A 19,608-nucleotide genomic window follows, 5' to 3' on the forward strand; every position below is an offset into this window, starting at 1 on the left:
GTCGGAGGGTCTCCCCGGTCGGCCCGGCGATGACCGGGCACTCGGAGAAGGGAGTTCCTGACTCGCCCGGCCGGTGGTGGCGGCCGGGCTCACAGTGGCGGGACCGCGCCGGAATCTCACCGGGCTTCCTCCCCTGTCGCCGTCTGGCGATGGCGGCCTGAACGGACCACCGCCTGCATCCTAAGCGGCGGGGGTGGAGGCGGGGCAGGGGGCGGGGGTGCGGTGGTGATCACTGTTTGCGCCCTCCGCCGCACGCGGGTCGGGGCCTTGTCCCGCCGGTCGGAGCGTGCGAGCCAAGGCCCTTACCGCGTGCGGCGCAGCGTGCGAGCCGGGGCCCTGTCCCGCAGGTCACAGGCGCGAGCCCGCCGTCGGGACCGGCCCGGTCGGTATGCTCGCCGCCATGCCCGATTCCGCCCCCTCGCCCCTTTCCGTGGGCGGCGTCTCCTCCCGCGCCGGCGGCGACGCCTGCCCGGGAACGCTGCGGCTGCACCGGGCCGACGACGGCGCGCTGGCCCGCGTACGCATACCCGGCGGCGTGCTCGACCCCGGCCAGGCGGACGCGCTCCTGGCGGCGGCCGAGCGGTTCGGCGACGGTGACCTGCATCTCACCTCGCGCGGCAACGTACAGCTGCGCGGCCTCGGTACGGAGTGCGCCGGCGCGCTGGCGGCGCTGCTCACCGACGCCGGTCTGCTGCCGTCCACCGCGCACGAGCGGGCCCGCAACATCGTGGCCTCGCCGTCGGCGGGCCTGGACGGTTCGCCGTCGCTGACGGCCTGGCTGAGGGAGCTGGACCGGCTGGTGTGCGGCTCGCCCGCCGCCGCCGCGCTCTCCGGCCGCTTCCTCTTCGCGCTGGACGACGGCCGCGGTGACGTGGACGCGCTGGGAGCGGACGTGACGGTCATCGCCGAAGGCGGCTCGGCCGCTCTGCTGCGGATCGGCGCGGCGGACGAGGTGTTCCGGATCCCGGCCGCCGAGGCCCCGCGCGCCGCGCTCCGGGGAGCCGAGGCGTTCCTCCGCGTGGCCTCCGGTTCCGGCGCCTGGCGCGTGAAGGACCTGCCCGACGACGTACGGGTCGAACTGGTCCGGGCCATCGGCTCGGCGGCGGGCCCGGCCGAGCACCGCCCCCGCCCTCGTACGGCAACGCCCCCCGCCCCCGGCCCGCTCGGCTCCACGGCCGCGCTCAGCATCGACGTACCTCTGGGCCGCCTCACCCCGGCCCAGTGGCGGCTGCTCACCGCAACGGCCAGGCACTACGGCACCGACACCGCCAGGGGCTACGGCGGCGAACTGCGGCTCACCCCGTGGCGCGGAGTCGTCATCCCCTTCGGAGCCGGAGAGGCCGAGGCGGCGGACGCACTCCGCGCGCTCTCCGGATCCGGCCTGATCACCGCCCCCGACTCCCCGTGGACCGGTGTAGGCGCCTGCATCGGCCACCCCGGCTGCGCGAAGTCGCTCTCCGACGTGCGGGCCGAAGCGGGGGCCGCTGTCGGAGCGCCCGGGCGGCTACCTGTGTACTGGTCGGGGTGCGAACGCCGCTGCGGCCACCCCCACGGGGAGTGGATCGACGTGGTCGCCACGCCGGACGGGCACCGGATCGCGCATGTCCGGGGTGAGCGGCGGGACGCACCGACGACCGTACGGAACGACCCGGCGCGGCTGGCGGCAGCGGTGGCCGGGGCCCGCGCCTGAACCCCCCTCCTTGATCAGCTCACGGCAGAAGAAAGCGACAGCACTGTGCACCAGTACGAGAAGGACGGACCGGCGATCTACCGCCAGTCCTTCGCCACCATCCGCGCGGAGGCGGACCTGGCCGGGCTGCCCGCCGACGTCAGCCAGGTCGCCGTCCGGATGATCCACGCGTGCGGCATGGTCGACCTCGTGACGGACCTCGCCTTCTCGCCGAACGCCGTGGCCGACGCCCGCGCCGCTCTGCGCGCCGGCGCACCGATCCTCTGCGATGTGGCGATGGTGGCCAGCGGGGTCACGCGCAAGCGGCTGCCCGCGGACAACGACGTGGTGTGCACGCTCTCCGACCCGTCCGTGCCCGAACTGGCCGCGAAGATGGGTACGACCCGGAGCGCGGCGGCGCTGGAGCTGTGGCGGGACCGGATGGAGGGTGCGGTGGTCGCGGTCGGTAACGCGCCGACGGCCCTGTTCCGGCTGCTGGAGATGATCGAGGAGGGCGCCCCGCGCCCGGCCGCCGTCATCGGCGTCCCGGTCGGCTTCGTCGGCGCGATGGAGTCCAAGGAGGCCCTGGCGGAGCACGCGTCGGGCCTGGAGCACCTGATCGTGCGCGGCAGGCGCGGCGGCAGCGCGATAGCGGCGGCCGCCATCAACGCCATAGCCAGCGAGGAAGAGTAAGCGGTGAGCGAGATCAGCGGAAACGGCAGCGGCGGCGGCAGGCTGTACGGCGTCGGGCTCGGCCCCGGCGACCCTGACCTGATGACGCTCCGGGCCGTCCAGGCCATCGGCGAGGCCGACGTGATCGCGTACCACAGCGCCCGCCACGGCCGCTCGATCGCCAGGTCCATCGCCGCCGCGCACCTGCGCCCGGACCACATCGAGGAGCCGTTGGTCTACCCGGTCACGACGGAGACCACGGACCACCCGGGCGGCTACCGGGGCGCGCTGGAGGAGTTCTACGAGAAGGCCGCGGCCCGGCTCGCGGCGCACCTGGACGCGGGCCGGACGGTGGCGGTCCTCGCCGAGGGCGACCCGATGTTCTACGGCTCGTACATGCACATGCACAAGCGCCTGGCCGACCGGTACGCCACCGAGGTCATCCCCGGCGTGACGTCCGTCAGCGCGGCGGCGGCCCGCCTCGGCACCCCTCTGGTCGAGGGCGAGGAGATCCTCACGATCCTCCCCGGCACCCTCCCGGAGGAGGAGCTGACGGCCCGTCTCGCCGCCACGGACACCGCGGTGGTGATGAAGCTGGGCCGTACGTTCCCGGCGGTGCGCGGCGCGTTCGAGGCGTCGGGCCGGCTGGCGGAGGCGCGGTACGTGGAGCGGGCGACGATGGCCGGGGAGCGTACGGGCGACCTCGCCGGCATCGACCCGGCGTCGGTGCCGTACTTCTCGGTGGCGGTACTGCCGAGCCGGGTGGACGCGGTCAGGCCGTCGGGAACCGCGGACGGCGAAGTGGTCGTCGTGGGCACCGGCCCGGCGGGCCCGCTGTGGCTGACGCCGGAGACGCGCGGCGCGCTGGCGGCGGCGGACGCCCTGGTCGGCTACACCACCTACCTGGACCGCGTCCCGGTCCGCCCCGGCCAGGCGCGGCACGGCTCGGACAACAAGGTGGAGTCGGAGCGGGCGGAGTTCGCACTGGACCTGGCCCGGCGCGGCCACCGCGTCGCGGTCGTCTCGGGCGGCGACCCCGGCGTCTTCGCGATGGCGACGGCGGTGCTGGAGGTGGCCGCGCAGGAGGAGTACGCGGACATCGCCGTACGGGTCCTGCCCGGCGTCACCGCGGCCAACGCGGCGGCGGCGCGCGCCGGCGCACCGCTCGGCCACGACTACGCCACGATCTCCCTCTCGGACCGGCTCAAACCGTGGGAGGTCATCGCGGAACGCCTGCGCGCCGCGGCCTCCGCCGACCTGGTCCTCGCCCTCTACAACCCGGGTTCCAAGTCCCGTACGTGGCAGGTCGGCCAGGCCCGCGACCTCCTCCTGCAACACCGCTCCCCGGACACCCCGGTGGTGCTGGCGAGGGACGTGGGCGGCCCGGCGGAGTCCGTCCGTACGGTGCGGCTGGCGGACGTCGACCCGGCGGAGGTGGACATGCGGACGCTGCTCATCGTGGGCTCGTCGCGGACGCGCTGGGTGCGGCGGGGCGGGACGGGCCGGTCCATCGTGTGGACGCCGAGGCGCTACCCGGAGGCGTAGAGGCGTCGTGCCCACTCGACGGCCTCGTCGGCCGTGGCGGCCACCGGCACTCCTGCGGGAACCGGTGGCCGCCGCACCACGACGACGGGAACCCCGGCCTCACGGGCGGCGGTGAGCTTGGGGGCGGTGGCGTCGCCGCCGCTGTCCTTGGTGACGAGCACATCGATCCCGTGGAGCCGGATGACCTCCCGCTCACCGTCGAGACTGAACGGCCCCCGATCGAGCAGGACGTCCATATTCCCCGGGCAGGGCGGCTCCGGCGCATCGACGGACCGCACGAGGAACCACAGCGCGTCGAGGCGTTCACCGGCAAAGGCGGCGAGCCCCATCCGCCCGGTGGTGAGGAAGACCCGCTTCCCGAGTGCGGGCAGCAGCTCGGCGGCCTCGGCGAGCGAGCCGACGGAGTGCCAGCGGTCGCCGTCCTGCGCGACCCAGCCGGGCCGGCGGAGGGCGAGGAGGGGAACATGGGCCTGCGCGGCGGCCAGGACGGCGTTGCGGCTCATGGTGGCGGCGAAGGGGTGGGTGGCATCGACAAGAGCGTCGACGCGGTGCTCACGTACCCACTCCGCGAGCCCGTCGGCTCCACCGAAACCGCCGACGCGCACGTCACCGGGGGGCAGGCGGGGAGCGGCGACGCGACCGGCGAGCGAGGTGGTCATGCGCACGCGCGGATCACCGACCAGGCTCTCGACGAGCCGACGGGCCTCGGTGGTCCCTCCCAGAACGAGAACATGCATCGAACGGACTCTTCTCATGAACGCTTCCCATGACCGCTGAGGCGCGGGGCGGTCGCAGTGCCCAACTCAAGCACACGGGTCTCCGCCCCGGCTGGACGACCGGTGCCTGTGCGACGGCGGCGACGACGGCCGCGTACACGGCCCTGCTGACCGGCGACTTCCCGGACCCGGTGAGGGTCACGCTGCCGAGGGGCCAGAGCCCGGCGTTCGCGCTGGCGGTGGAGGAGCTGGGGCCCGGACGGGCGAGCGCCGGGGTGGTGAAGGACGCCGGAGACGACCCGGACGTGACGCACGGGGCGCTGGTGAGAGCGACGGTACGGAGGCTGCCGCCGGGTTCCGGGGTGGTGTTCCGGGCGGGCTCCGGCGTCGGTACGGTCACCCTCCCCGGCCTGCCGCTGGACGTCGGGGAACCTGCGGTGAACCCGGTGCCGCGCCGGCTGATGCGCGAGCACGTGGAGCGGGTGGCGGCGGAGCACGGGGAGGCGGGCGACGTGGAGATCACCGTCTCGGTCGACCACGGCGAGGAGATCGCGCGCTCGACGTGGAACGGCCGGCTCGGCATCCTGGGCGGCCTGTCGATCCTCGGCACGACGGGCGTGGTCGTCCCGTACTCCTGCTCGGCGTGGATCGACTCGATCCGCCGGGGCGTGGACGTGGCGCGGGCGGCGGGCCTGACGCATGTGGCGGGCTGCACGGGCTCGACGTCGGAGAAGACGGTCACTGCCGAGTACAACCTCCCGGACATCGCGCTCCTGGACATGGGCGACTTCGCGGGCGCGGTCCTGAAATACGTACGCCGCCACCCCATCGACCACCTCACGATCTGCGGCGGCTTCGCCAAGCTCTCGAAGCTGGCGGCGGGCCATTTGGACCTCCACTCGGCCCGCTCCCAGGTCGACAAACCCTTCCTGGCGGACCTGGCCCGCGAGGGCGGCGCGGACGAGGAGTTGGCGTCCCGGATCGCCACGGCCAACACGGGCCTGGAGGCGCTGCGGCTGAGCGAGGCGGCGGGGGTGCGGCTGGGCGACCTGGTGGCGGCGCGGGCACGCGACGAGGCACTGTCGGTGCTGCGCGGGGCGCCGGTGGAGGTGGACGTGATCTGCATCGACCGGGCGGGGGTGGTGGTGGGGCGGTACGGGGGTGGGCGCTAGGGGGTGTCCTGTCGATCAGGCCGGATCAGGGAGCGGGGTCCGGTGCCGTGCATCGCAAGGCGGAGGAGGGAGTAGACGCGGAGCGTCGCGAGTGTCCTGCCCGGCTCCCGGACACCGCGCCCCCTCAGCACCCGCCCCGCTCCCGCCCCACCGCGTACAGATGGCTGTCCCGGAACTGCTCCGCCCCCAGCGTCCGGCCCACCATGATGACCGCCGTCCTGATCACCCCGGCCGCCTTCACCTGCTCCGCGATCGAGTCCAGAGGGCCGCGCAGGATGATCTCGTCCGGGCGGGACGCCATCGCGACCACCGCCGCCGGGCAGTCCGCCCCGTAGTGCGGGAGCAGCTCCTCCACGACCCGGTCCACGTAGCGGGCCGCCAGGTGGAGGACGATCAGGGCGCCGCTACGGCCCAGGGTGGCCAGGTCCTCGCCCTCCGGCATGGCCGTGGCTCGTTGCGCGATGCGGGTCAGGATCACCGTCTGGCCGACCGTCGGGACCGTCAGCTCGCGCTTCAGGGACGCTGCCGCCGCCGCGAACGCGGGGACGCCGGGGACGACCTCGTACGGGATGCCCGCCTCGTCCAGGCGCTTCATCTGCTCGTTCACCGCGCTGAACACCGAAGGGTCGCCCGAGTGCAGCCGCGCCACGTCGTGGCCGTCCGCGTGGGCCCGTACGAGCTCCTCGGTGATCTGCTCGATGTCCAGATCCGCCGTGTCGACCAGGCGGGCGTCGGGCGGGCACTCCGCCAGCAGCTCCACCGGGACCAGGCTGCCCGCGTACAGGCAGACCGGGCTGGCGGCGAGCAGGCGCGCGCCGCGCACCGTGATCAGGTCGGCCGCGCCCGGGCCGGCGCCGATGAAGTACACCGTCATGTTCGATCTCCTGAAACTGAGGGTTTGCGTACGGACCATTGCGTCACCGGCATCGCCTGCCGCCAGCCCGTGAATCCGCCCACCGGGACCGCGTGCGCGACCGCGAGCCGGGTCAACTCCCCGCCGTACGACCGGTACCACTCCCCCAGCAGCGCCTCCGACTCCAGCGTCACCGTGTTCGCCACCAGCCGGCCACCCGGCCGCAGCGCCTCCCAGCACGCGTCCAGCAGGCCCGGTGCCGTCAGACCGCCGCCGATGAACACCGCGTCGGGCGCTTCCAGTTCGGCCAGGGCGGCAGGGGCCCGGCCTGTGACGACGTGCAGCCCCGGCACCCCCAGGCGGTCCGCGTTCCGCGTGATCCGCTCCGCCCTCGCCGGGTCCCGCTCCACGCTCACCGCCCGGCAGGAGCCGTGCGCCCGCATCCACTCGATCGCGATCGAGCCCGAGCCGCCGCCCACGTCCCACAGCAGCTCACCCGGCGCGGGGGCCAGAGTCGCGAGCGTGGCGGCCCGGATGTGGCGCTTGGTGAGCTGGCCGTCGTGTTCGTACGCCTCGTCCGGCAGGCCCGGGACCGTACCGAGCCGCAGCGCGTCCGCCGAGGCGCGGCACTCGATCGCGATGACGTTCAGGCGGTCGCCCGGCGCGTGCGTCCACGTCTCCGAGGTGCCCTCCGCGTACGCCTCCGCCTCGCTGCCCAGCTGTTCCAGGACGCGCAGCCGGCTCGGGCCGAAGCCGTGGGCCGTGAGCAGGGCCGCCACCGTGGCCGGCGTCGACGCGTCCGCGCTCAGGACCAGTAGCCTCCGGCCCTCGTGGAGCGAGGCGGCCAGCCGTGCCGCCGGACGGCCCACCAGCGTCACGACCTCCGTGTCCTCCAGCGGCCAGCCGAGCCGCGCGCAGGCGTACGAGACCGAGGACGGGTGCGGGAGGACCCGGAGCGACTCCGGGCCCAGCTCCTCCGCGAGCGCGCGCCCGACCCCGTAGAACATCGGGTCCCCGCTCGCCAGCACCGCGATCCGGCGCTCCCGGTGCTCGGCCAGGAGCCGGGGCACGGCGGGGCGCAGCGGCGACGGCCACGCCACCCGTACGCCCGCGCACTCCGACGGCAGCAGGTCCAGCTGGCGCGCCCCGCCGATCACCACCTCCGCCTCCCGCAGCGCCGCGCGCGCCCCTCCGGACAGCCCGGACCAGCCGTCCGCGCCGATCCCCACGACCGAGACGGGAGGGGAAGGGGGAGGGATGACCACGGGAGGGGCGGCAGACACAGGCGGAGGACCTCGTTCGAGGGGGACGGACGGGGGCGGGTGGCGGGCGGGCGCAACGTTGGCGAACTTTACTGAACGTCCCGTTCCGACCCCTCCAGCGGGTGAATCCCGAAAAGAATCAGCGCGTCGTGTCGAGAACCCAGCCCCGGCCCCGACGTCCCCTGTGTAAGCGGAGAAGAAGAGCACGAAGAGCGAGCTTCCAGGAGGCGGCGGTCATGAAGTATCTGGTGATGGTCCAGGGCAGCCAGGCGGACTACGACGCGCAGGCCGGCAAGGGGTCGGCGGACAGTCCGGCCTGGGACGAGAAGGCCATGCAGGAGATGTTCGCCCACATGGGCGGCATCAACGACGACCTCGCCGAGTCGGGTGAGCTGGTGACCGCGTACGGGCTCACGGAACCCGCGCAGGGGCGGGCCGTCAGCCTCGACGCCGAGGGGCGGCCGGTGGTGTCGGACGGGCCGTACAGCGAGACGAAGGAGCTGCTCGCCGGGTTCTGGATCCTCGAATGCGAGAGCCTGGAGCGGGTGACCGAGATCGCCGCCCGCGTGGCACGCTGTCCGCAGCCGGCCGGGGCGCCCGAGTACCCGGTGCTCATCCGCACCATCGGCGGCGGGATCGACTAGCCCGGCCAGGAGCAGGCTTCGACCGGCTCGACCAGGAGCAGGCTTCGACCAGGAGCGACCACTGAGGGCGGACCGTACGAGCGACGACGGCCACGGCCACGATCACGACGACGACACCGAGGACCTGCTGCGCCGCCACGCGCCGCAGGTCCTCGGCGCGCTCGTCCGCCGGTACGGGCACTTCGACCCGGCCGAGGACGCCGTCCAGGAGGCCCTGATCGCGGCCGCCGGGCAGTGGCCCAGGGACGGGGTTCCGGAGAACCCGCGCGGCTGGCTGATCCGGGTCGCCTCGCGCCGCCTCACCGACCGGCTGCGCAGCGACGAGGCCCGGCGGCGGCGCGAGGAGACCGTGGCGGCTCTGACCCCGGCCGACGCGTTCGTCGCCCCGCCGCCCGGAGAAGGCCCCGCCGGGCCGGGCGGCCGGGCGCCCTCCGAGGACGACACCCTCACCCTGCTCTTCCTCTGCTGCCATCCCGCCCTCACCCCCGCCGCCCAGATCGCCCTCACCCTCCGCGCGGTCGGCGGTCTCACCACGGCCGAGATCGCCCGCGCCCACCTGGTGGAGGAGGCGACGATGGCGCAGCGGATCAGCCGGGCGAAGCGGGCGGTGCGGGGGACGGAGTTCCGGAGGCCGGAGCCGGAGAACCGGGACCGGCGGCTCTCGGCGGTCCTCCAGGTCCTCTACCTGATCTTCAACGAGGGCTACACCGCCTCCGCCGGACCCGACCTCCATCGCACCGACCTGGCGCGCGAGGCGATCCGGCTGACCCGTGCCGTACGCCGGCTCCTCCCGCACGAAGGGCGCGTGACCGGGCTCCTGGCGCTGATGGTCCTCACGGAGGCGCGCACTCCGGCGCGCACCGGGCGCGACGGTGAGCTGGTCCCGCTCGACGAACAGGACCGCTCCCTCTGGGACCGTACGGCCATCACGGAGGGCACCGCGCTGGCCGAGGAGGCGCTCTCCCAGGGCCCGGCGGGTGACTACCAGCTCCAGGCCGCCATCGCCGCGCTGCACGACGAGGCCGGGCGCGCCGAGGACACCGACTGGCCGCAGATCCTCGCCCTGTACGAGCTCCTCGTGCACCGCACCCCGGACCCCGCCGCCGCGCTGGGCCGGGCTGTCGCGGTGGCCATGGTGCACGGGCCCCGGGCGGGCCTCGCGGCGGTCGACGCGGTGGCGAAGGCGTCGGGCGGCCACTACCGCCTCGACGCCGTACGCGCCCATCTCCTTGAACGTGCCGGGGAGTTGGACGCTGCCCGGTCCGCCTACCGCGCGGCCGCCGACGCCACCCTCAGCGAACCCGAGGCCCGCTACCTGCGGATGCGCGCGGAGCGGTCGGGGCCGTAGCGCCCGCACCCGAACACGTACGGCGACGTCACGAGCACCCTCGCGTACCCCCTCCGGCGGAAGCCGCAGCACCGGCCGAACCCGCCCGGGCCACGGCGGACACGGCCAGACGGGCTCATCGGCGCCGCTGGAGTCGCCGTCGGCGCCCCGCGTCGGGATCATCGAATGTATGACCAAGAGTGACAGCGGCAAGGAAACCACCCTGCGGATCGCCCAGCGGCCGGAGGCCGACGAGCTCCTCGCCCGTAGCCCGCTGGCCGCCCTCGTCGGCATGCTGCTGGACCAACAGGTGCCGATGGAGTGGGCGTTCACGGGCCCGTACACGCTGGCGGAGCGGATGGGCTCGGACGACCTCGACGCGGCGGAGATCGCCGCGTACGACCCCGAGGCCTTCACCGCCCTCTTCACCACCAAACCGGCGCTCCACCGCTACCCCGGCTCCATGGCCCAGCGGGTGCAGCAGCTGTGTCAGTACCTGGTGGCGGAGTACGAGGGGGACGCGAGCGCGGTGTGGCGGGACGCGGACACCGGCGAGGAGCTGCTGCGCCGGCTGAACGAGCTGCCGGGCTTCGGCACCCAGAAGGCCCAGATCTTCCTGGCGCTGCTCGGCAAGCAGTTCGGCGTACGTCCTGCGGGGTGGCGGACGGCGGCAGGGGCGTACGGGGAGGACGGTTCGCGCCGCTCGGTCGCCGACATCACCGGGCCGGAGTCGCTGGCGGAGGTGCGCGCGTACAAGCAGGAGGCCAAGGCGGCGGCCAAGGCGGCCAAGGCGGCGAAAACGACAGCGAAGACGGGGACGGCAGCAAAGACGGGGACGGCAGCGAAGGCGGCGAAAACGGCGAAGGGCTCACCCAACGCCAAGGGGTGACCGGAATGCACAGCTCAGCACACAGCCGGACAGAACACCCGGCGGAAACGATCAAAATCGGCCACCGGTGTTCCCAGCGGCCACCCCACTCGCTAGCTTTCGCAACAGCTTTCGCAGCACGTTCGTTCGCACCGTCAAGCGCACCTCCGTCACGTCTCGACCGGAAGGACTCTTGTGCACGCAACACGTCGCAGAGCCATGGCAGTTGTGGCCGCCACCGCCCTGGCCACGCCGCTCCTCCTGGGCGCGGCCCCGTACCACGGGCCCTCGCACGGACACGGCCACTCGAAGCCCGGAGCAGGTCATGGGAAGAGCCCCTCGAAAGAGGCGGTCAAGCTGTCCCGGGAGCTGGTGAAGAAGGCGTCCGCGCGTGACGCCTACCGCCACCTCCAGAAGTTCCAGGCGATAGCCGACTCGGCCGACGGCCACCGCGCGGCGGGATCGCCCGGCCACGACGCCTCGGCCGCCTACGTCCACCGGCAGCTCCAGCGTGCCGGGTACCAGGTCGCGTACGAGAAATTCCGCTTCATCTACACCGAGACCCTGGCCCAGAAGCTCGCCGTGGTGTCGCCGACGCCCCGCGACGTGACGATCGCGGCGATGACGTACACCCCGTCGACGCCGGTCGGGGGTCTGACGGCGGGACTCGTCAACGTCCCCGTCGACGACACCTCCGGCTGCGAGGCGTCCGACTACGCCTCCGCGAACTTCACCGGCAAGATCGCGCTGATCAAGCGCGGCGGCTGCTCCTTCGCCGAGAAGCAGGCGGCAGCGGCCGATGCCGGTGCGGCCGGAGCGGTCGTCTACAACAACACCGAGGGCGTTCTGTCCGGCACGCTCAGCGAGATCTCGGCAGGCCGGATCCCGACCGGCGGCATCACCCAGGAGGAGGGCGAGAAGCTCGTCGCCGACCTGGCCTCCGGCGAGGTCACCGTCTCGTTCGAGATCCGTGAGCTCCAGGAGGAGCGGGCCACCCGCAACGTCATCGCGGAGACGCGCGGCGGCAAGGCGGCGAACACCGTGGTGCTCGGCGCCCACCTCGACTCCGTCACCGAAGGCCCCGGCATCAACGACAACGGCTCCGGCTCCGCCGGCCTCCTCGAAGTCGCCCTGGAACTAGCCAAGTCGAAGAGCAAGCCCGCCAACAAGGTCCGGTTCGCCTGGTGGTCGGCCGAGGAGAACGGCCTGCTCGGCTCGGAGGCGTACGTCGCGGGGCTCTCCGAGAAGCAGCGCCGGCAGATCAAGCTCTACCTGAACTTCGACATGATCGCCTCGCCCAACGGCGTCCAGTTCGTCTACGACGGCGACGACTCCGACGGCGTCGGCGCGGGCCCCGGCCCGGAGGGCTCCGCCCAACTGGAGCGCGACATCAACAAGTTCCTCGACAGCAAGGGCAAGAGGCACGAGGGCACGGACTTCACCGGCCGCTCGGACTACGGCCCGTTCATCGAGATCGGCATCCCATCCGGCGGTACGTTCACGGGCGCCGAGGGAATCAAGACGGAGGCCCAGGCCAAGGCCTACGGCGGGCAGGCGGGCGTCGCCTACGACGCGTGCTACCACGCCGCCTGCGACGACCTGAGCAACATCAGCATGCGCCACTTCGACGTCAACATCGACGTGATCGCCAACGCGGTCGGCACGTACGCCCACGACCTTCGCTCGCTGACCCGTCCGGTCAAGCCGGTCCCGAGCACCGGCACGCCGGGCAGCGGCGGCGGCCTGCACGACGGCCACGGTCACGAGGTCACGGAGTAGCGGCCCGTACGCACACCGAGCACCGTCCGTCGCGGGCGGAGCGCAGGCCTGAGCGCCCGCCTCCGCCCGCGACGTACGCCGTCCACCCTCGGCACGCTCTTCGGCCCGCTCCACCCGTACGAGCGGAAACGCCTGTCCCGGTATCCAGCGGTATGCGACGCCGCACACCCTTTGGCGGCCGCCGCCGGGGGGTTCCGTGGCCGCTGTGGGGTTCCGTGGCTGCGCCCGGCACCCCTTGACCGGTAGGCTTTCCGTGTGATCTTCAAGCGCATCGGAAATGGGAAGCCATACCCCGACCACGGCCGGGAAAGCACCCGACAGTGGGCGGATGTCGCGCCGCGTCCGGTTCGCCTGGACCAGCTCGTGACCACCAAGGGCCAGCTGGACCTGGAGACCCTCCTCGCCGAGGACTCCACGTTCTACGGCGATCTCTTCGCCCACGTCGTGAAGTGGCAGGGCGACCTGTACCTGGAGGACGGGCTGCACCGGGCGGTCCGGGCCGCACTCCAGCAGCGGCAGGTGCTGCACGCACGCGTCCTCGACCTGGGCTGACGCCGCCGCGCCCTCCCGCGCCCGCCGCGCATCCGTACGTATCACCCTCATAACAGCCGCCTGACGCCCACACCCGAATTCGGGCCTTTCGGGTGCTTTCGCGCTCATCCGGGTGCCATACGTTGATCATTTAGTACGCGACATCACCGGGTCGCACTACGCTGCCTCCATGAGCATGCTCACTCCCCCCGGCATGGGCGGAAAGTACCGCATCACGGGCGACACCTACCCCCGCATGCGCCGCCCCCGGAACCGCCGCAGGATCGTCCTCGTGGGCGTCTCGGCCGTGGTGGCCCTCGGCCTGGCCGGCTGGGGAACACTGCAGCTCATCGACGTCTTCACCGGCGGCGACCAGAGCGCCAGCGCCGCCGGCCACCAGCGGGACTGCCCCACGCCGAAGCCCGTGGCTCCGGCGAAGGCGCTCCCGAAGCCGGCCGCCATCAAGGTCAACGTCTACAACGCGACGACCACCAGCGGGCTCGCCAAGACCGCCGCGGACGAGCTGAAGAAGCGCGGGTTCACCGTCGGCGAGGTGGGCAACGCCCCGAAGGCGTACGACAAGAAGGTCCCCGGCCCCGGTGTGCTGCTCGGCGCCCCGGCCGCGGCGGCCGGCGGCAGCTTCACCGTGCTGGGCACGCAGCTGCCGGGCACGGTGCAGAAGACGGACCAGCGCAAGACGGCAGAGGTCGACCTGATCCTCGGCGCGAAGTTCAAGGCGTTCAGCACCCCGGCGGAGGCCACGGCCGCCATGACGGCCCTCACGAAGCCTTCCCCGGCACCGTCGGCGTCCTGCGCGACGACTCCGACGACGAAGAGCGGCTGAGCAGCACGCGCGGGCAGACACACCGGTGCCCCTTCCACGACTTACGTGGAAGGGGCACCGTGCTGTTGGGCCGTCGGGCCGTTGGCCTGTCGGGCCGTGGCGCTGTCGGGCCGTTTGCCTGTCGCGCCGAGGGGCCGTAGGGCCGTGGGGCCGCCGAGGTGGCTACTCCGCCGTCCCGTACATCCGGTCACCGGCGTCGCCGAGGCCCGGCACGATGTAGCCGTGCTCGTTGAGCCGCTCGTCGACGGAGGCGGTGACGACGGTGACGGGGGTGCCCGCCAGCTCACGCTCCATGACCTCGACGCCCTCGGGCGCGGCGAGGAGGACGACGGCGGTGACGTCGTCGGCGCCGCGCTTGATCAGCTCGCGAATGGCCGCGACGAGGGTGCCGCCGGTGGCCAGCATCGGGTCGAGGACGTAGACCTGGCGGCCGGAGAGGTCCTCGGGCATCCGGGTCGCGTACGTCTCCGCCTGGAGCGTCTCCTCGTTGCGGATCATGCCGAGGAAGCCCACCTCGGCGGTGGGCAGCAGCCGCACCATGCCGTCCAGCATGCCGAGGCCGGCGCGCAGGATGGGGACGACGAGCGGCCGGGGGTGCGAGAGCTTGACGCCCGTCGTGGGCGTCACCGGGGTCTCGATGTCGACCTGCTCGGTCCGCACATCCCGGGTGGCCTCGTAGGCGAGGAGGGTGACCAGCTCGTCGGCGAGGCGCCGGAAGGTCGGGGAGTCGGTGCGCTTGTCGCGCAGCGTGGTCAGTTTGTGCGCCACCAGCGGGTGGTCGACGACGTGGATCCGCATGCGTCAACAGTAACCGCGCCCTCCGGCACTCTGCGCTGGCATCAACCACCTGTTCGGGGGGAAGGTGGGGGCATACGGACCCAGGGTTGGGGTGGTGTGTCGATGGCGGACGGGGAACAGCGGCGGAACGCGGTCTCACGCGGAGTGAGCGACGCGCGCGAGCCGCGCGACACGACACGCGAGCCGGCGCGCGACACGGCGGGTGACGTCACGGACGCGCAGGAGAGTGACGCGGCCCGGCGCCGACGCCGCGCCCAGTTCCTCCGCGAGCTCCACGAGGCGAAGCAGCTGCGCGACCGCGTGCAGCCGCGCCGGGCCCGTGCGGCCCGTATGCGGCAACAGATGCGGATGCGCACGTTCCGCTGGTGAAGCCGGGCCGTACCACCGGCGCACTCCCCCCGCCGATCGGGTCATCGGCGGGTACCGTCAGGGAGGCGCCCGACCAGGCACTCCTGGAACTGATGGCCGACGCAACGGCCGAAGAGGTCTCGCTCGGCGCTTGTTTCTGCCACGATGCCGATTGGGCGGGGCTCAGGCAGGCGGACTTTCCCGTCTGCCCTCCCGTCGGACCGATTCACCTATGACCAGTGGGAGAGTCACGGTGTACTTCGCCGCACTGCTCGCGCGCACCGAAGACGGGTGGGAAGCGAGCGATACAGAGCTCGACGATGTGGAGACCCTGTCCGACCTGACGGATCTGGCCCAGGAGGCCTCGGTGGACGAGGACACGGTCCTGGTCTACATCGAGCAGGAGGACGCCTGGTTCGGCATCCTCCGGGTGGACGGTGAGGAGGACCCCCGTATCTACGTGTCGGACGCGTCCGCCGCCGCCCGCTCCTCGTACGGGGAGATCCTGCTCACCGACGAACTGCTCGGCCGCGAACCAGGGGCCGAGGACGAGATCGCCGCACTGGAGGAGCTCGTCGACCTCGACGGCACGGAGGACGGCGAACCGGACGGCCCGGCGTCCTCCTCCGCAACGACCACCGATCGGACCACCGCCTCCGCCCGGGACGCGGACACGGACTCCGATCCCGATCCCCACTCCGACCCCGACTCCGTGCCGGCGGGCCCGATCGGCGAGCTGGGCATCCTCGCCGACTTCGGGGTCTCGGAGAAGGACCTGCTGACGCTGCGAACGGACGCGTTGACGGAGATCGCCGACGCGCTGGGAGCGGCCGAGGTCCTGGAGGCGGTGCGCTAGGGGCGGTCGGGGCTGATGGCCGGGACGCTCTCCCTCCCCTCTCCTGCCCCGTCCGTTAGGGTCCGCGGGTGACCGCGAGCCCGCCGAACCCCTCCCCTTCCCCCCGGCCCACCCCGGATCCCGTACGCGTACCTGTGCCCGGCCCCGACCCCGTACGCGATCCGTGGCAGGCCCTGATGCGCCGTGCTCTGGCCGAGGCCGAGCGGGCGGCGTCGGCCGGTGACGTACCGGTCGGCGCCGTCGTGCTCGGCCCCGACGGCACCGAGCTGGCCGCCGCCCACAACGAGCGCGAGGCCACCGGCGACCCGACGGCCCACGCCGAGATCCTGGCCCTGCGCCGGGCGGCCGAGGCGGTGGGCGAGTGGCGCCTGACCGACTGCACGCTGGTGGTCACCCTGGAGCCCTGCACGATGTGCGCGGGCGCCCTGGTCCAGTCCCGGGTGGCCCGGGTCGTCTACGGCGCCCGCGACGAGAAGGCGGGCGCGGCCGGCTCGCTCTGGGACGTGATCCGCGACCGCCGCCTGAACCACCGCCCGGAGGTCATCGCGGGCGTGCTGGAGACGGAGTGCGCGACCCAGCTGACGGCGTTCTTCCGCACGCTCTGACGGCGTAGGCCCCCGCCTCCGGGAACCGATTTCTGTGCACGCCCCGGGATGGTCTAAGCTCTCTCTCGGTAGCGTGTCCGAGCGGCCGAAGGAGCTCGCCTCGAAAGCGAGTGTGGCGTAACCCGTCACCGTGGGTTCAAATCCCACCGCTACCGCTTGAAGAAGGGGCGTCCGACTGGTAGCAGTCGGACGCCCCTTCTGACATGCGTCGTACGTCTCGGCGGCCATGAGGCGGCCGATCACCGCCTGCTCGGTCGGATGACCGCCGACGGATCTCGTAGCCAGACCTGCTGCGCTCGGTCGGTGACGGTGAGCCCGAACTGTTCGGCGTCGGGCCGCCCGACCGTCTCGTACTCCCACCAGACCTGTTCGATCTCCTCCCACACGAGCCCGGGCCCGTACTGCCACACCTGCTCCCCGGTGGCCGCTGTCGCGGCGGCTCCGTTCTCACGGGTGACCCAGACCTGGGCGCCTTCGGGGACGGTCTGATGGATAAGGCGTACGCCGGGCAGCCGGGCCCCGGCGTAGAGGGCGAACCCGAGGTCGAGCACACGGGCGGGGTCCAGCCCGGCGGCGCGGGCGCGCCCCTTGCCGTGGACCGGGTGGAGGTCGGGGGCGCGGTGGGAGCGCATCGGCATGTACGTGGCCCCGCCGCAGAAGGGGCCCGACGCGGTGCCGTCGTCCTGGACGTGGAGCTGGACCAGGGCCCCGGACCAGAACTCCCGGGCGAGCGGGGCGACAAGGATCCCGCCGGGCCGCACCTGCCGCAGCAGCGCGTACGGGACGTGCCGCAGGGCGCAGGTGGCGATCAGCCGGTCGACGAGCCCCAGGGAGGGCCAGGGCTGCTCACCGTCGCCGACGCGCAGGTACGGCCGGTACCCGGCCCGCGCCAGCGCCTCGGCAGCCTGCCCGGCCACGACCGGATCCAGCTCCACACTGTGCACCAGCTCCTCCCCGAGCCGCTCGCACAGCAGCGCGGCAACATGTCCGGTCCCGGTCCCGATCTCCAGCACCCGCTGCCCGTCCTCGACACGGAGCAGGGCGAGCATGCGGGCCACCATGGACGGCATCGAGTTCGACGAGGTGGCGACGCCGGGCCCGCCCTCAACCCCGTCATCGAGCTGCGTGACCACGGGCTCGTCGCTGTTGACCAGAGCCAGCCACGCATCCCTACCGACGACCGGCTCGCACCGGTCGGACAACTGCCGCCACACCACAGCCGGAACGAACCGGCAGCGCGGCACGGCCTCGAACACCTGCCGCCACCGGGCATCCAGCAACCCCCGGTCGGCGAGATCCTGCACCAGGCCCGGGTAGGTGGGAACGGACTGTGAGGTGCTCACGACTGCGGAGCGAACTTGGGGCGGCTGCCATCCGGAGACGGCTTCGGCTCCTGAGGCGGCGTCCACGGCTTGTCCGAGGGCGGACCACCATGCTTACCGTCATCCATCAGCGCAATGCTGCTCATCATCCATCTCCCTCTGTATGTAGTGGGGTTGATCGGTTACCGGGCTGGTGGAGCCGGTAGATCCCGTACGGCGGGAACAGATCGACGCGGCGCGGACAACCGCCCAAGGCACACGCCCGGCACAACAGATCCCGACCGCTCGCGGTGCGACGAACGGCGGTGACGGGAGCGCGCCAACACGCCTCACACGTACGGACATCCGTGGCCGACAGCGAGACGGTCACCTGCCCTCCACCGGGTAGGAAGCAGGCCGAACGCGAGCCGATACCCGCCACGGAACCCGGTGCATCACGACCGTGCCACCCGCACCGGACGCCCCGTCGACCACGACCTCCTCCGCCTGCCCGGAAGGAATGGGCTCATCGCAGCGGTCACACACCACGGCGGACCTCCCGCCACGCACGGCCCAGCTCCACGGCCTTCGGGCAGGGGCGGCGGGCCGACCCGCAGTCGACGCAGACCATGGTGTGGCCAAGCAACATGCGGTACGCCGCGTCCGGCCGAGCCACCCGCTCCACGGCCCTCACTGCACCGGCTCCGTCTCCGCGCACCTGAGGCACCCGCAAGAGGGGAGCCGTTGCGAGGTGTCGGGCTCGTCGAGCGGGACCACTTCGGTCCGTTCACGCAGGACGCGAACATCTCCTTCGCGATTCACCGCGTACACCTTGATCGTCATCACGGGTAAGGCTCCCGTCACAGTTCGTGAGATACGCCAGACCGTAGGGACCTGCCGTGCACGCATTCCAGCTATGTGCAGATCTGTGCACTCAGCCTCTCTTTCCAGGCTCACGAAGCCATGCCTTCTTGACCCAAGCCCCTCGATGTCCAACGGTGTTGCACACAACTGCACGCCACTCAGAAGGAGGTTGCAGCATGTCGTTACAGTTCATCGGAATCGACCCACAGACCGGAGACGACGAAAGTCCCACTGTGTGGGTAGACCAGGAGAGAGGTGAACTCGTCTTCCAGGGATGGAAAGCGGGCCCCGAACTCGAAGCCGAGTGCGCCGCACTCGAACTCCCCGGGCACGCTGTGGGAATCCCGGACACCGAAGCCGTAGTCCGCGTCCCCGCCCGGATGGTGGACATGATCAGGAAGGCGTGCGATGTCCTCGACAGCGCCGACCAGGTTCGCTGATCTGCTAGCTCAGTGCCAACGGTCCGCCGTCCACCTCGAAATGCGGGACGTCTACGCCGTCGGCAACGAGACGGGCCCGTTCGCCGAGTGGCGGGCCGGGATCCGTCACGACCCGGCGGACCGAGCCTCTTGGTGGCGGCCCTGGCTCGATCTCGTAGCCGAGGCCGTCGGGCGAGGCGTCGTCATGCGCCGGGCCCGCATCGTTTCCGAACCCGTCAGCGAATACATCCGGTACGAGCACTCCTGCACCTTCACGAACATCGCCGCAGGGGAGCAGGTACGGTGGCTGCCCCGTCACCGCGCATCCGACATCGCCTTGCCCGGCAACGACTTCTGGCTCTTCGACGACCGTCTCGTCCGGTGGAACCACTTCGCAGGCGATGGCTCATCCCAAGGCCCGGAGCACACCACCGAGCTATTTGCGGCGAAGCTGTGCGCTGACGCCTTCGAGGCCGTGTGGGACCGGGGCGTACCGCACGACCAGTACGAAATCCGCTGACAGCTGCACCCGGAC

20 protein-coding genes, 1 tRNA gene and 1 riboswitch are annotated in these 19,608 nt (G+C 72.5%); of the genes, 16 read left to right on the forward strand and 5 right to left on the reverse strand.

The features are described 5' to 3' along the window. Positions 1 to 51 precede the first annotated feature (51 nt). Positions 52 to 131: riboswitch (cobalamin riboswitch) on the reverse strand. Between the two features lie 257 nt (positions 132 to 388). From ACIRR8_RS08875 to ACIRR8_RS08885, 3 genes are read left to right on the forward strand one after another with little or no spacing between them, the layout of a single operon-like run. Continuing rightward, positions 389 to 1,690, forward strand: coding sequence for a cobalamin biosynthesis protein CobG (locus ACIRR8_RS08875; protein ID WP_404060925.1), 1,302 nt, complete (start codon positions 389 to 391; stop codon positions 1,688 to 1,690). A gap of 45 nt (positions 1,691 to 1,735) precedes the next feature. Next, entirely contained in the window at positions 1,736 to 2,362 is a 627-nt protein-coding gene (locus ACIRR8_RS08880) for a precorrin-8X methylmutase (RefSeq protein ID WP_404060927.1), read from the forward strand. Between the two features lie 3 nt (positions 2,363 to 2,365). Continuing rightward, positions 2,366 to 3,886, forward strand: a complete 1,521-nt coding sequence (locus tag ACIRR8_RS08885; RefSeq protein ID WP_404060930.1) for a precorrin-2 C(20)-methyltransferase — start codon at positions 2,366 to 2,368, stop codon at positions 3,884 to 3,886. On the opposite strand, the gene ACIRR8_RS08890 is transcribed toward ACIRR8_RS08885, so the two are convergent. After that, the gene (locus ACIRR8_RS08890; RefSeq protein ID WP_404060933.1) at positions 3,871 to 4,623 is read right to left on the reverse strand and encodes a cobalt-precorrin-6A reductase; all 753 of its coding nucleotides are present in this window, start codon (positions 4,621 to 4,623) and stop codon (positions 3,871 to 3,873) included. The genes ACIRR8_RS08885 and ACIRR8_RS08890 overlap by 16 nt on opposite strands. 29 nt (positions 4,624 to 4,652) lie before the next feature. On the opposite strand from ACIRR8_RS08890, the gene ACIRR8_RS08895 reads away from it, so the two are divergent. Next, positions 4,653 to 5,774, forward strand: coding sequence for a cobalt-precorrin-5B (C(1))-methyltransferase (locus tag ACIRR8_RS08895; protein ID WP_404060936.1), 1,122 nt, complete (start codon positions 4,653 to 4,655; stop codon positions 5,772 to 5,774). Positions 5,775 to 5,898: 124 nt separating this feature from the next. Here ACIRR8_RS08895 and cobM read toward each other — a convergent pair whose 3' ends face one another. After that, positions 5,899 to 6,648: a precorrin-4 C(11)-methyltransferase gene (gene cobM / locus ACIRR8_RS08900; RefSeq protein ID WP_404060939.1), complete on the reverse strand. Its 750-nt coding sequence runs from the start codon at positions 6,646 to 6,648 to the stop codon at positions 5,899 to 5,901. After that, positions 6,645 to 7,910, reverse strand: coding sequence for a precorrin-6y C5,15-methyltransferase (decarboxylating) subunit CbiE (gene cbiE / locus ACIRR8_RS08905; RefSeq protein ID WP_404060942.1), 1,266 nt, complete (start codon positions 7,908 to 7,910; stop codon positions 6,645 to 6,647). The genes cobM and cbiE overlap by 4 nt, the downstream gene beginning before the upstream one ends. 215 nt (positions 7,911 to 8,125) lie before the next feature. Between cbiE and ACIRR8_RS08910 the strand changes: the two genes are divergently transcribed. The 6 genes from ACIRR8_RS08910 (at position 8,126) to ACIRR8_RS08935 (ending at position 13,882) form a co-directional block, all read left to right on the forward strand. After that, a complete protein-coding gene (locus ACIRR8_RS08910; protein WP_364787741.1) occupies positions 8,126 to 8,533 on the forward strand; it encodes a YciI family protein in 408 nt (135 codons plus the stop codon). A 61-nt stretch (positions 8,534 to 8,594) separates the two neighbouring features. Then, complete coding sequence (locus ACIRR8_RS08915) at positions 8,595 to 9,881, forward strand: RNA polymerase sigma factor (protein ID WP_404062518.1); 1,287 nt, start codon at positions 8,595 to 8,597, stop codon at positions 9,879 to 9,881. Positions 9,882 to 10,050: 169 nt separating this feature from the next. Further along, positions 10,051 to 10,749 (forward strand): HhH-GPD-type base excision DNA repair protein, encoded by a 699-nt coding sequence (locus ACIRR8_RS08920; RefSeq protein WP_404060946.1) that lies wholly within the window; start codon positions 10,051 to 10,053, stop codon positions 10,747 to 10,749. A gap of 198 nt (positions 10,750 to 10,947) precedes the next feature. Continuing rightward, positions 10,948 to 12,507: a M28 family metallopeptidase gene (locus ACIRR8_RS08925; protein ID WP_404060948.1), complete on the forward strand. Its 1,560-nt coding sequence runs from the start codon at positions 10,948 to 10,950 to the stop codon at positions 12,505 to 12,507. Between the two features lie 255 nt (positions 12,508 to 12,762). After that, a complete protein-coding gene (locus ACIRR8_RS08930; protein ID WP_003967677.1) occupies positions 12,763 to 13,059 on the forward strand; it encodes a type II toxin-antitoxin system VapB family antitoxin in 297 nt (98 codons plus the stop codon). Positions 13,060 to 13,252: 193 nt separating this feature from the next. Continuing rightward, positions 13,253 to 13,882, forward strand: a complete 630-nt coding sequence (locus tag ACIRR8_RS08935) for a LytR C-terminal domain-containing protein (protein ID WP_404062520.1) — start codon at positions 13,253 to 13,255, stop codon at positions 13,880 to 13,882. Between the two features lie 162 nt (positions 13,883 to 14,044). Here the strand turns inward: ACIRR8_RS08935 and upp are convergent, their stop codons facing one another. Beyond that, positions 14,045 to 14,680 carry a uracil phosphoribosyltransferase gene (gene upp, locus ACIRR8_RS08940; RefSeq protein WP_018513622.1) on the reverse strand — a complete coding sequence of 212 codons (636 nt, stop codon included), beginning with the start codon at positions 14,678 to 14,680 and terminating at the stop codon, positions 14,045 to 14,047. Between the two features lie 102 nt (positions 14,681 to 14,782). On the opposite strand from upp, the gene ACIRR8_RS08945 reads away from it, so the two are divergent. The 4 genes from ACIRR8_RS08945 to ACIRR8_RS08960 all read left to right on the forward strand — a co-directional run bounded on the left by ACIRR8_RS08945 (position 14,783) and on the right by ACIRR8_RS08960 (position 16,644). Then, positions 14,783 to 15,049 (forward strand): hypothetical protein, encoded by a 267-nt coding sequence (locus ACIRR8_RS08945; protein WP_404060951.1) that lies wholly within the window; start codon positions 14,783 to 14,785, stop codon positions 15,047 to 15,049. 232 nt (positions 15,050 to 15,281) lie between these two features. After that, a complete protein-coding gene (locus ACIRR8_RS08950) occupies positions 15,282 to 15,884 on the forward strand; it encodes a hypothetical protein (RefSeq protein WP_404062522.1) in 603 nt (200 codons plus the stop codon). A 176-nt stretch (positions 15,885 to 16,060) separates the two neighbouring features. Further along, on the forward strand, positions 16,061 to 16,489 hold the full coding sequence (gene tadA, locus ACIRR8_RS08955; RefSeq protein ID WP_404062524.1) for a tRNA adenosine(34) deaminase TadA: 429 nt from the start codon (positions 16,061 to 16,063) through the stop codon (positions 16,487 to 16,489). 67 nt (positions 16,490 to 16,556) lie between these two features. Next, a tRNA-Ser gene (locus ACIRR8_RS08960) sits at positions 16,557 to 16,644 on the forward strand. An 84-nt stretch (positions 16,645 to 16,728) separates the two neighbouring features. On the opposite strand, the gene ACIRR8_RS08965 is transcribed toward ACIRR8_RS08960, so the two are convergent. Continuing rightward, complete coding sequence (locus ACIRR8_RS08965) at positions 16,729 to 17,832, reverse strand: methyltransferase domain-containing protein (RefSeq protein WP_404060954.1); 1,104 nt, start codon at positions 17,830 to 17,832, stop codon at positions 16,729 to 16,731. A 998-nt stretch (positions 17,833 to 18,830) separates the two neighbouring features. Between ACIRR8_RS08965 and ACIRR8_RS08970 the strand changes: the two genes are divergently transcribed. Together ACIRR8_RS08970 and ACIRR8_RS08975 are read left to right on the forward strand one after the other, a co-directional pair. After that, the gene (locus tag ACIRR8_RS08970) at positions 18,831 to 19,094 is read left to right on the forward strand and encodes a hypothetical protein (protein WP_404060956.1); all 264 of its coding nucleotides are present in this window, start codon (positions 18,831 to 18,833) and stop codon (positions 19,092 to 19,094) included. Further along, the gene (locus tag ACIRR8_RS08975; protein ID WP_404060958.1) at positions 19,063 to 19,593 is read left to right on the forward strand and encodes a DUF6879 family protein; all 531 of its coding nucleotides are present in this window, start codon (positions 19,063 to 19,065) and stop codon (positions 19,591 to 19,593) included. The genes ACIRR8_RS08970 and ACIRR8_RS08975 overlap by 32 nt, the downstream gene beginning before the upstream one ends. Positions 19,594 to 19,608 lie beyond the last annotated feature (15 nt).

Source organism: Streptomyces sp. NPDC101178 (assembly GCF_044767965.1).
Lineage (GTDB): Bacteria > Actinomycetota > Actinomycetes > Streptomycetales > Streptomycetaceae > Streptomyces.